The following is an 11,111-nucleotide window of genomic DNA, read 5'->3' as shown; positions in this document are numbered from 1 at the left end:
TCGAATCCCCTTGGGGACGCCACTTTTACCCTGGTGGAAGAAACCGAAATGCCTTTGAGTAGCAATGACCTACTCCAGGGCTTTTTCGGTTTTTTGGTCTTGAGGAAAATCCCTATCTCCTTGAACAATCTGTTGAATACATATTTTTAAAGTATCCGGGTCAGCATGTTTAATTTCATCTGATTTCTGCTTCTGATATGCCAGCGCCATTATTTGTTGTGGCTTTGATGTCTCAATAGCCTCTGTCAAGCCATTTTTCTCAAGATCTAAGCACTTACGCAGGAATTTATATCTTGACAGTGTTAACTTGTATGTTAACATGAAGGCATATGAAAGAGATAATATTTTATCGCTCTGAATCCGGAAAATGTCCTGTTGAAGAGTTTCTCGATGATTTGAATGCAAAACAGGCCCAAAAAGTGGCCTGGGTGTTGAGTATCATTGAAGAGCATAATAATGTTCCTGCAAAATATTTCAAGAAGCTTGTGAATACTGATGATCTATGGGAGGTAAGAATTAGTTCAGGATCAAATATATTCCGGCTGCTGTGTTTTTTTGATGGTGATGCGGTGGTTGTTCTGACATATGCATTTCAGAAAAAGACGCAAAAAACACCTAAGCAGGCAATAACGACAGCTGAGAAGCGTATGAATGACTATTTTAGGAGGAAGGCCCATGAGTGATCTGCAAAAATATATTGAGAAAAGGAAAGCCAGGGATAATGAATTCGAAAAAAATTTTGATTCCGGATATGAACATTTCAAAATTGGTGTTCTGTTAAAGCAGGCCCGGGAAGAAAGCGGTTTAACTCAGGAGGAACTGGCCTTGAAGCTTAATACCAAGAAATCGGCAATTTCAAGAATTGAAAATCATGCCGAGGATATCAAGTTGTCAACGTTAGATAAGTTTGCAAAGGCTCTTGGTAAACGGCTTCGCCTGGAAGTGGCATAATAAACAAATGAGCTGTTTAATTTTACTCTGATCCCACTTATTGTTACTTAATTATTGCTTGAATTAAGTAAGGTGTCCCCTGAAATCTAAGGTGTCCCCTGAAATCTTTGTTTTTTTCAGAGATTTAACGCAATTTTAAGACCATAAAAGATGACCCTCTTCCAAAATGTTTACAACCGAACTGCCAGGGAAAAGACAGCCATTACACCTGTCTGTCCTGGTTTTCGGGAGTTTTTAGGAGCTGTAGTGACAAAGGGACGGGTAGAGGGGATGTGGGGTCTAGGGTGGTGCTGGGACACGCTCACTGAATTTTATTTTCAGCAGCGATTTAGGTTGCTTTATTTACGGTGGATTTGTCATTCGACTGTCGGAAAAAGTTTTAGGAAAATCATCGTCCAATCGTCAATTATCGTCCAAATCCAACAATTTCAGCAGGTTTTGCTGGATGCTGTTATCGTCCAGATCAGATGGGTACCGTCCATGGAGCGAGGGGATTAAAATCCCGGATACACTGTCGAAGTGATAATGGCCCTTCAGGAAAAAAAGTTTTACAAAAATTATCGTCCATCGTCCACGGCCTTGACTACGGGTGTTTTGATGTGGCTATTGCTGGAAATACCGACGGCTTTTTTGACGGCTTTTGACGGCCCAAGACGGCTTTTAAGGGCTGGAGACGCTTGTAAAATAGGGTGGAATACGCTCTCCATCGGCCTTTCACGCCTGCGACAGGGGTTCGAATCCCCTTGGGGACGCCACTTTTACCCCAGTAAAAGAAACCGAGATGCCTTTGAGTAGCAACAACCTACTCCAGGGCTTTTTCGGTTTTTGAGTTTTGGGACTTATTTTGATTTCCTGAAACAGGTTGTTAAACACCATCCGAAGTTTTTTCGGTGATGCGTATTTTATTTCCTGGGACAGATTGTTGATAACTTCCCTGATGTCATCCTTTGATATTTCGGATACCTGGCTTTCTGCTTTTTCAGCCGCTATGTTCTGCTCAAGGTCTGCCTTCTTTTCATTTAATATTTTCAATTCAGCTGCCAGCTCACCTTCATCAATGAGGTTTTTCATGTGAAGGGCAATCAGTTTCTTCCGTTGATCCGCGACATCCTCTAATTGTTTGGTCATGGCCGTGAGCCTGGAGGTATCGACCGCTGAAAAACGCTGGTGTATTTTGTCAATGACCCGTTGAAGGTTGCCCACTTTTAATACTACCTGTGTCAACAGGGCTATCAGCACCTGCTCTATCTTGCCCTGGGCGATGCCGTTGTTCGCACATCTTGAACCGATTACACTTTTTGAATTACACCGGTAATAACCACTGTCGCCGGTGAAATTGGAGCCACAGACATCGCATTTCAATATCCCGGTGAGGGGGTATGTTTTTGTATTATATGGGCTGTCCCGCAATCCCTTTTCCTTGTTGCTAATGATTATCTGGGCAATTTCTTCGCTGACTAACGGTTCATGGGTATTTTCGGTGATAACCCATTCTTCACGGTCGCGGAACTTTTTGCCTTCCTTGTATCCATCCGACTTTCCGTTTTTTTTCAATCTCTCGTTATGCCGGTTGAAAACGGTATGGCCAAGGTAGGTTTCGATATTGTCTTCCATGGACTTGGCTGTCGATACCGCCCAATGAGATGACCCTACTGGTGTCGGCACGCCTCTCCGATGAAAATCCGTCAGGATGGCTCTCCTTGGCTCATTCTTGGCCCGTCTCTCAAAGTATTCCGAAGCAAATGGGGCCGTTTCCGGGTCCGGGGTTAGTTTGGTCTTGGTAATGGTATCTCCGTTGCGGTGTTGGCCGATTGTGATGTTTTCAAGTTGGTATCCAAACGGGGCCTGACCACCAGCCCGGTATCCGTTCCTGACATTTTGTTTCATACTGGCAACACCCTTAACCTTGCTCTGCTGTGAATGGATGTAATCCATGGCCGACATGATTTGCTCGAAGGCCTCGTCCATAAAACTGCCGGTATGGGGCATATCTTTGAATACAACCTCTATGCCATGCTTTTTTCTCAACTGCCACAGCAAAACATTCTTTTCGGTGCTGTCCCGCCCAAATCGGCTGGTATCCTTACATAGGATAGTTCTGAACGGGGGATTGGCAGAAGTCGCCTGTCCAACCATATCATCAAATTGCGGTCGGATGTCCCTGGTTGATGACAGTGCCTTATCTTCAAAAATGTGTATCTGGTTGTATCCCTTGGAAATGGCATATTCTTGTAGTTCTGCTCTTTGTGCCTCGCAGGATACATCATGCCGGTCCTTGCTGGACCTGACATAAATGGCTATCCCTTTTATATCGCGTTCTATTGTCATCGTTTCGCTCCTCTTATTAATATGGATAGCCACCACATCTTCAAACAATGGGGTGGCATATTTCCATTTTATTGTTCCTGGTTCGCCCTGGTTTTATTTTTGAGGATTGATACGACCAGTTCAACTATCATTTCCTCAATGAATTCTTTGAATTCTTCATCTGGTTTTTTTTCCATTAAATTTTCACCCCACACTTCTCAATTTCCCCGTGGCCCATCCACGGGCTTGTGGAGTTTTCTTCTCCGCCCAGTTTTTTGAGGTGGGTACTCAAGCATGGAGTTTTACCAGGGCAAACGCACTAAAAATTGGCATGATTTTTGATTTCAATAAACTCAAATGGTTAAAAAATCGAATTTTTTAAAAAGAGAATAAAAGTGGAAATAACGTTTTGTAACCAATTGAATTCATTATAACCGAAATTTTAATGCGCTTGCCCTGGGAGTTTTACTGGGGCATAAAAACAAAAACCCCTGACCATAAGTTTTCAAACCAGGGGCGGATTGGCTTTGACAGCCAGCACGTACACCTGTGGCGTACGATTTCAATCCTGGCGATACGTTTTGTTTGTACCGCGCTTCCTGATCTGTGGCAGGCATCTTTGTGCCTGTCTTCAACTTATGGACAAGGGTTGCTTGCCCTGGGGCGTATCCGAATGGTTGTGGATACAGATTTTATACTGTTTTCAAAGGTCTTTTTGACCTCGTGGGGTCATAGGTCCTGAAACTCGACTCAAAGACACTTCTTGGTTTTTCAACCGAGGAGAGATATAATAATCATGAATTTGTATTTGTCAATATTGTTTGTTAAAACAAACAGCATTGTGGCGCTTCATTGGCTGACAAAACACGTATTCGGAAAGCGATGAAAATGCGTTTACATACGTATGGAAACCAAGTTTCCGTATACGGACGGTTGAATTCCGAACTTGATAATTCCCCGGAAATCGGTAAAATCCCTCCATTTCAAAACCAATTACCCGGAGCAACACATGAACAAACTCGAACTGATTCACGTGGTTAAAGATAGGACAGGGTTGAGCAAGCAGGGAGCCATTGATCTGGTAAAGTTGTTTTTCGATAGTTTCACCGAGGCTATGGTTAACGGGGAGCGTATTGAAATCCGGGGATTTTGTTCTTTCTTCGTCAAGGAATACGCTGGTTACACCGGCAGAAATCCTAAAACAGGGAAACAGGTCCAGGTGCCCGCCAAAAGATTGCCCTTCTTCAAACCGGGTAAAGAGTTGAAGGATCGGGTTGATTATTAAAATGACATTCAAAACAGGAGCAAAAAAATGGCTGTTGAAATATACCCTTCATCATTCCGATGCGATTGTGGCAAGGAATTAGATTTTTTTGAAAGCACAGTCGAAGAAATGAAACAAATGAGCAAAAATAAACGGGTCCGTTTAGGTGAGGATGACCATACGGTTATTTTTTACAAGGGGGAAGCGATAGAAATCCTATGCCCGAAATTAAAGAAATGTAAAATCACAGGTATTGAATAAGGACACCAAAGTTTCGTATCAGCTCCCGAAGCAGATGCCGATCTCAACCGCTTCGGCCAGTTCCCCCGCACAAGCATAGCGTTGAGCAAAAGGTACGCATTCGGAAATTGTTGAAAATGCGTTTCTACACGTGTAGAAACCGTTTTTTAATCTGCGGAAGTTGGACTGTCCGTACATGCGGACGGTTCAAAATGAAGTCTTTGTTTTTTCAGGAGCAGGCATGCTGCTGCCTGTCTGGGGAATTTAACCAGCACCCGTCCATCAAGTGCTTCCAGGATGAGAACTGGCTCAAGCTATCTTTATCTGTGTAAGGTAAAAAGATCTGATCCATCTGGTACTCTCAAAGTTCTGGAATTTTAAGTTTTCAAAGCACTGGTTGGAATTGGTTCTTTTAAACACTCACACAGAGAAGCTTTGATTTTTAGAATCTTTGTGTAAGTGTTTTTTAAGTGTAAAATCCTTGAGAGCCTTGGCTCTATAGGATTGTTTTTATAAGAGGATTGTTGTTATAAAAGTATTGGTATTATATGAATGCCGCCACGACATAGGGGTATATGCCGCCATGACGTAGGGGGGTATGCCGCCACGGCATATGGGTCTGTTTTTTTGCTTCAAATGAGGCACTCAACAGGTCCTTTATTCTTTTCCCATAAGATTTCTATCTGCTCTTTTTCTTCATCTTCAAGAGGCCGCAAATTTTCAATAAAGTCTAAAAACTCATCTAAATCATCATACGGTTCCATCAGATCTGTATAAACCTGGTCCATCGTCTTTTGGTGTCTGGTTTCCTTGTTCTCAAGATATTTTTTTGAAAAATAATCATCAAGCCAGATGGTTTCTTTGTAGGTGTCTTTCTCGTATTGACCTTCCCAAGTTCCGAATTGATAATACAAAATGATTCCCTTTGCTGCTGTCTTCCTTTCAATAATTTTGATAAAATCGTCTTCCGCAAGTTCCTTAATGTACTTGGATATCCTGCTTTGGGAAGTTTCAAGATATTCGGCCATTTTTTCTTGGCTATATCTGCTTACGAGCTGGCCTTGTAAAAAATGTTTTTCATAAATGTAATGGGCACCATGCCCTCTAATTTTGACCTCTTTGCTGCCTCTGATGATTGCGGCAAACAAAAAATAATAGACCATGGATTTTCGGTGCTTAATAAATTTGATGTATTCTGGTGTTCTATAAAATTCATTTTGAATTCTGATATGGCTCATATCGCCTCCGGTTAATAATGGGCAAAGGGAATGAAACCGGAAGTCATTCCCTTAATTAAGTAGCTACCACCCATAGATTTTATTATTGTATTTTTTCAGTGATTTTTACGGTCAAGCCGACTGTGTCATAAAAAGGGCTCCTGTTCAGAGAAACGAACTTGGCTGAGAAGTGGTGCCCTGATTTCAATAGCGGCGATATTTCCTGTGCCTGTTCTTTTGGAATATAGCCAAACTTAAAACCGAATATCTCAACCCGAACGGCATTGGGATCAGCAGGGTTTTCCGGTTCCCTGACCAGGTCATATTCGTCAATGCCCAGTTCCATCGGGCACGCATAATTTTTAATATTTTCCTGGCAAGGCCCGTAAGTAACTCCAGCCAATTTAATAGTTTTTTCCATAAAAATTCCTTTTTTAATTTGTCTGGTGTAGAAAAAATTCTACCCATAAAGTTGATAAAATCCAGGCATCCGGATTTGACAATAATCCAGTTCGGATACGATCATCGCATCTTTTTTAATTTACCTGGGCAGGCCTTCAAACCTGTTTAACTTATGAACAAAGGCAACATCGAAGAGCTTTGCTCTGGGGAGACTTCGTGGGTACAACAGACCCAGATTGTGGTCTGGTAGATTACTGATAAAACGACATAAAGGGAATTAAAATAAGTCATTTTACTCGTTTGTCAAGGTTTAATGTAGTAATATACTGACTTCCATGCTGATATATGGCCTTTTTAAGCTGTTTTAAGACCTATTTGTTGATGCTTTGGCAAGTCTCCTTTTAAGTAAAAAAAGGCCCGCTCCGTGAAAGAACAGGCCTTCTGTGTTAATTTTTCCGCTGTGTTGGGAATGGAAATCTCGGTTTCTCTGGGTCAGTGATTTGTTTCAAAGTCTGGTCTAATTTGTACAGATTGTAGGCCAGCACAGAGACCTGGCAATTGTCCAGCCGCTTGTCATACAGCCGACAGGCGGTCGTTACACATTCTGACTGTGAAAACGGGCACTGATAATTTTCCATATTATTCATTTTTGCTGTCCTCCTTTCCCTGGTCTATCTCTGCATATGCCTTGCTTGCAGCCATCGGCAGAGTGAATCCCTGGTTTTTATACTTCGCGAAAATCTTGATTTCTCTGATCTGCTCCGGGGAGTAATGGCGGTATTGAATGGCACCGCACCGCACTTTGAACGGTGTGTTGATAAAACCCTTCGCCTCATATTCCCGAAGCTGTTTTTGAGACAGGCCAGTTTGAATGGCCGCATCAGAAATTGAGATTGAATTTTTCATAAGAAAACCTCCTGTTTTTAGATTTCGGGAAAAAACATCCCTTACTTATTAGGGAGGTTAGTTTATTCACCGAAGGGGAAAATGAAGGGCGGGAAAGAAAAGGTGGAGAGGATGGTTATTCTTCGGGGTCTTCGTCTGTTTCGAGTTCGGCCTCAAGTTCTTCACTCAAGCCTCCAAGGATACCGAATTCAATCCAGTCTGGAAAAATATCATCAAACATTTTTATCATCTCCTTTTTTGTTCAGTCCGTATTTCGTTTCAATGGCCAGGCGACAAGCTGGGCAAAGGCCATGACTTATCATCACCCCATCCTTTGCCAAAGCCTGAAAGTTCTTCGTTTCAGGGCAATTGGTCTCTGAAATAAATCCACCACACCAGGCACAAATAGTTTTTATTTTCATGATTTTTTCTCCTTTCATCATGCTACTTTCTGGGTTTCATTAAGGCCATCAGCACGGCCATGGAGGATAAGGTTCAAAATCTTTTCGCAATCAGACAGCACCCGCAGGCAGGCCTTTTCAGGGCTCATTTTTACTTTCTTGGCATAGTGGCTGATGTAGCGAAAACTGTTGCCTGTGGTGTCTTCAATGCTTTTTCCTGCGATACGGGACAAGGCCTGGGCTGACAACTCGGCTGTGATCTCCTGGAACGGGTCCTGGCCGGGCTTCAAATCTCCCTTGATGATGTGATCCGCTGTATGCGACAGCTCATGAAAAAAGGTCTTCTCCGAGGGTGTAGCAAGGGCAATTTCTTTGCGGGCGGGGGAAAAATATCCATAATAACGATAGTTGCCTGGAACCGCCTTAACATCTATGCCCCAGTCATAGGCTCGTTGGATAAGGGGTAACTCCGGCAGTTCAATGTTCTGATAATCCAGGGGGTCCCCGTCGGTATCTTCTACACGAAACACAGGCATCGCCTTGAAAAAGCTTAAAACCTGCTGTTCTTCTTCAGTCCCTTCGTCCTGCTGCTTTTTGAAACAGGGCACCATGATGTAAATGGCCTTGGCTCCTTTCTTCACATGACGATTTACGGCCTTCCACTGGTTAAAGCCTCTGGCATCAGCGGTTCCCGAAAGGAATTGAATAGTGCGGTTTGTAAATGACCATTGAGCACTCGGAATGTCAGGGATTGGGAAACTGGCAACAGCCACAGCTTCTGGAACATTTCCTGATTCAAATGCGGATACGATGGATTTCAGGACGGTTTGAATGTTCTGGTTCATGATAGTTCTCCTTTGGGTGAAAATACAAAGGCCACCCAGAGCAAATGCCCCGGATGGCCTTGTAATTGTCGTTGATGGTTTAAAAATAAATGACGTTGCACCTGTCCATGCTGATCTCCCAGGGGCCAATTTCATCATTTGATGAAAAACCCTGGTTGAGCCACAGGCCGCCGTTGAAGACCTGGGGATGGTGGTGCTGGTCAAAGTCTATGAACAAATTGGCGATATACTGCCACAGGCCCCGTCCCACGACAGGATAACCTTCCAGGTGCTCAATTTGTTCCCAATCCGGGATAATCAGTTTGTAAATGTCGACAAGGGCCGAGCTCTGGTGTTCTGCCCGTTCAAATATCTCTTGAAGTCGATGTTCAAGCTTCTTTTGGCTGGTGATGCCCTGGGCTGCCAGGTGTCTTTGACACTGTTTTTCAATCAATTTCGTTGCCGTTGCTTTCATGGTCTCCTCCTTGATTTTGGTTAAGCGATGTTCATTTTGTTGATGGCTTCATATGCCTCTTGGATGTAACCGTGTTCAGCAAAACTGAAATACCCGTCATCTTCCATGCTGATGATGAGGTGCTCATGAACTGTGATACCGAGGATACTCGCAGCATGAACAATTTTTTGTGTGACGTTTTTATCCGCACTTGATGGTGTCAGATCCCCGCTGGGGTGGTTGTGGGCCAGTATAAGGGCACAGGCATTCGCCAGGATAGCAGGCTTCAATACTTCACGAGGATGAACTGGTGCAGATGACAATCCGCCAATAGAGACAATATTCATCCCGATAGTCATATTTTTGGCATTGAGCATGAGAACACAAAACTGTTCTCTATCCGGCTGTCCCATTTCTTTAATCAGGCCCTGTAAGCATTTCTGGGCTTCAGTGGGATTGTATAAGGCTTGAGTTCCGAAGCTGGCCCGCTCATCTCTGACCAGGCTGATGCGGTAGGCCGAAAGGAATCGGGAGATTGGGTTTTGGGTTTCTGATACGTTGAACAGGTCCATTTGCCGGCATTTGTGGTGCTGTATTTTTTCCATGACTATCTCCTTGATTTTGGGCATAAAAAAACCTTCGCTGGAAACGTCCAGGAAGGCATCTAATGCTTGTTTTACGGATTTTTTTTGCGGCTTTAAGGTAAGGTTAGGGGTTGAGGGAATACCAGGTCCAAGGGTTCCATGTCGGGGGTAGAATCCGTGTCGAAATAAATGCCACCACCATGCCGTATCAAATCAACTTGACCGGCAGGCTTCGGGGTCCAATAAACATCGTACTGAACCTGATACAGCCCGAGAACATTGATGTTCTTCAGCTCCTGGAAGCTGACATATCCCCATTCAGCCATTTCCAGGTCGCCATTCAAAACGCAGAACCCGAACATGGTATCCACATGGTCATATTCGGCAATAAACCAATGGCTTTGTCCGATGTAAAAATGGGCATGAATGATTTTGTCCTTGGTGATGATATGGTCTGTTTGATAAAGCCCAGGGATGCTTGCCAGTTGTGCTTCTGTTGGTGTGTTAAACATGATTTATTCTCCTTCTTAAATGTTAATGAAACGGCTTGTATTGCTCGTTTAACGACCGTTTAAGGTCTTGGATGACACTTGATGCGTCTGTTCTTTTCATCGTGCTCAAATCGGCTCCAAATTGCCGAAAACACCTATTATTCAGATGTTCGATGCTGATACTGTTTTGCTGGGCAAGGAGCCGGATATACCAGAACTGCTTTGGTGTGATTAGGCGTTCTTTCCAGTCAGGATGTTCTTTACGGATAAAGCTGATGGTTCCCGAGCGGGGTAAATCACCTGTTGGGTTCGTGAAACGCTGTAAAGTCTTGGTTTTTGAAATGTGTTCGAGCATAAAAATCTCCTTTGCTTCGGGTTAAAATACGAAAGGGCCTGCCCGAATGGACAAGCCCTTGTTGATGCTTTTTGTGTTGGTGCTTTTCCCCGTTTGATTGCGGGGACAGGGGGAGGGGGGATGGTGTGCTGTTAAGTTTTGGGTTTTGGTAGGGTGCTGGGTGGGTTGGTACTGGCTCACGATGAAGGTGTATGCTTTGAAACCATTGTCAATAAAGAATGCCACCCCTATAACTGACCGTATAGGTAAGACTCTGTCTCAAAGATACTGGCTCCCAAAGGCGATAAATCAGTGGATTTTGAAAATGATGGCTATGATGCTGCAGGCAGACGTATCAGAAAACAGTTGCTTTTTTCCGGCCAGGGGTGTTCAATGTCCAATTAAATTTGAGCTGTTAACCGTTCCATTTAAAAATAAATCAGCGGAACCCGCCTATCAAGGTGTTGGCCATTCTGCCTATTTCACTGTTAGCAATAGAGGAGGAATAATATCAATGCAGAGCACATCTATCTCTTTTTTTGAAAGTGCCGTTGGGATTGCGAGTGTTGTTTTAGGTATCATTAGTGTGATTGTAACAATTGCTATTTCTTACAGTAAAACAAAACGAATGCTTGAACACATAATAAGCAAAGATTTTGAAGGGATACTTAGAAAAGATCAGGCTCTTCAGCTTGTAGAATTATATTTGTTAATGATAAAAAGAGACTTGACCTGAGGTGTCCAAACCACCACATTT

16 protein-coding genes are annotated in these 11,111 nt (G+C 43.3%); 6 read left to right on the top strand and 10 right to left on the bottom strand.

Annotated elements, in window-relative coordinates:
- Positions 1-329 precede the first annotated feature (329 nt).
- Positions 330-683 (top strand): type II toxin-antitoxin system RelE/ParE family toxin, encoded by a 354-nt coding sequence (locus B3D59_RS14180; RefSeq protein ID WP_286820753.1) that lies wholly within the window; start codon positions 330-332, stop codon positions 681-683.
- A complete protein-coding gene (locus B3D59_RS14175) occupies positions 676-951 on the top strand; it encodes a helix-turn-helix domain-containing protein (protein ID WP_286820752.1) in 276 nt (91 codons plus the stop codon). The genes B3D59_RS14180 and B3D59_RS14175 overlap by 8 nt, the downstream gene beginning before the upstream one ends.
- Positions 952-1,665: 714 nt before the next feature.
- On the opposite strand, the gene B3D59_RS14170 is transcribed toward B3D59_RS14175, so the two are convergent.
- The gene (locus B3D59_RS14170) at positions 1,666-3,279 is read right to left on the bottom strand and encodes a recombinase family protein (protein WP_286820747.1); all 1,614 of its coding nucleotides are present in this window, start codon (positions 3,277-3,279) and stop codon (positions 1,666-1,668) included.
- A gap of 424 nt (positions 3,280-3,703) precedes the next feature.
- Here B3D59_RS14170 and B3D59_RS14165 point away from each other — a divergent pair, with 424 nt between their 5' ends.
- From B3D59_RS14165 to B3D59_RS14155, 3 genes are all read left to right on the top strand, one after another.
- Positions 3,704-4,000: a hypothetical protein gene (locus B3D59_RS14165; protein WP_286820745.1), complete on the top strand. Its 297-nt coding sequence runs from the start codon at positions 3,704-3,706 to the stop codon at positions 3,998-4,000.
- A gap of 267 nt (positions 4,001-4,267) precedes the next feature.
- Positions 4,268-4,543: an HU family DNA-binding protein gene (locus B3D59_RS14160; RefSeq protein WP_286820743.1), complete on the top strand. Its 276-nt coding sequence runs from the start codon at positions 4,268-4,270 to the stop codon at positions 4,541-4,543.
- A gap of 27 nt (positions 4,544-4,570) precedes the next feature.
- A complete protein-coding gene (locus B3D59_RS14155; protein WP_286820742.1) occupies positions 4,571-4,783 on the top strand; it encodes a hypothetical protein in 213 nt (70 codons plus the stop codon).
- Between the two features lie 611 nt (positions 4,784-5,394).
- On the opposite strand, the gene B3D59_RS14150 is transcribed toward B3D59_RS14155, so the two are convergent.
- The 9 genes from B3D59_RS14150 to B3D59_RS14110 form a co-directional block, all read right to left on the bottom strand.
- Positions 5,395-5,925: a hypothetical protein gene (locus B3D59_RS14150; RefSeq protein WP_286820740.1), complete on the bottom strand. Its 531-nt coding sequence runs from the start codon at positions 5,923-5,925 to the stop codon at positions 5,395-5,397.
- A gap of 157 nt (positions 5,926-6,082) precedes the next feature.
- Positions 6,083-6,400: an HIRAN domain-containing protein gene (locus tag B3D59_RS14145; protein ID WP_286820738.1), complete on the bottom strand. Its 318-nt coding sequence runs from the start codon at positions 6,398-6,400 to the stop codon at positions 6,083-6,085.
- Between the two features lie 620 nt (positions 6,401-7,020).
- Positions 7,021-7,287, bottom strand: a complete 267-nt coding sequence (locus B3D59_RS14140; RefSeq protein ID WP_286820737.1) for a MerR family transcriptional regulator — start codon at positions 7,285-7,287, stop codon at positions 7,021-7,023.
- 212 nt (positions 7,288-7,499) lie between these two features.
- Complete coding sequence (locus B3D59_RS14135; protein WP_286820734.1) at positions 7,500-7,688, bottom strand: hypothetical protein; 189 nt, start codon at positions 7,686-7,688, stop codon at positions 7,500-7,502.
- Between the two features lie 17 nt (positions 7,689-7,705).
- On the bottom strand, positions 7,706-8,512 hold the full coding sequence (locus B3D59_RS14130) for an ArdC-like ssDNA-binding domain-containing protein (protein WP_286820733.1): 807 nt from the start codon (positions 8,510-8,512) through the stop codon (positions 7,706-7,708).
- Between the two features lie 79 nt (positions 8,513-8,591).
- A complete protein-coding gene (locus B3D59_RS14125) occupies positions 8,592-8,966 on the bottom strand; it encodes a hypothetical protein (RefSeq protein WP_286820732.1) in 375 nt (124 codons plus the stop codon).
- A gap of 20 nt (positions 8,967-8,986) precedes the next feature.
- On the bottom strand, positions 8,987-9,550 hold the full coding sequence (locus B3D59_RS14120) for a JAB domain-containing protein (RefSeq protein WP_286820728.1): 564 nt from the start codon (positions 9,548-9,550) through the stop codon (positions 8,987-8,989).
- A gap of 92 nt (positions 9,551-9,642) precedes the next feature.
- Positions 9,643-10,041, bottom strand: a complete 399-nt coding sequence (locus tag B3D59_RS14115; protein ID WP_286820723.1) for a DUF2958 domain-containing protein — start codon at positions 10,039-10,041, stop codon at positions 9,643-9,645.
- A 22-nt stretch (positions 10,042-10,063) separates the two neighbouring features.
- Positions 10,064-10,375, bottom strand: a complete 312-nt coding sequence (locus B3D59_RS14110) for a hypothetical protein (RefSeq protein ID WP_286820721.1) — start codon at positions 10,373-10,375, stop codon at positions 10,064-10,066.
- Positions 10,376-10,571: 196 nt separating this feature from the next.
- On the opposite strand from B3D59_RS14110, the gene B3D59_RS14105 reads away from it, so the two are divergent.
- Positions 10,572-11,090 carry a hypothetical protein gene (locus B3D59_RS14105; protein WP_286820717.1) on the top strand — a complete coding sequence of 173 codons (519 nt, stop codon included), beginning with the start codon at positions 10,572-10,574 and terminating at the stop codon, positions 11,088-11,090.
- Positions 11,091-11,111: the final 21 nt, after the last annotated feature.

The sequence above is a fragment of the Desulfobacter sp. UBA2225 genome (genome assembly GCF_002348205.1).
Taxonomy (GTDB): Bacteria; Desulfobacterota; Desulfobacteria; order Desulfobacterales; family Desulfobacteraceae; genus Desulfobacter; species Desulfobacter postgatei.
The sequence above is the reverse complement of the archived record's forward strand: the minus strand, read 5'-3'. Positions and strand labels throughout refer to the sequence as shown.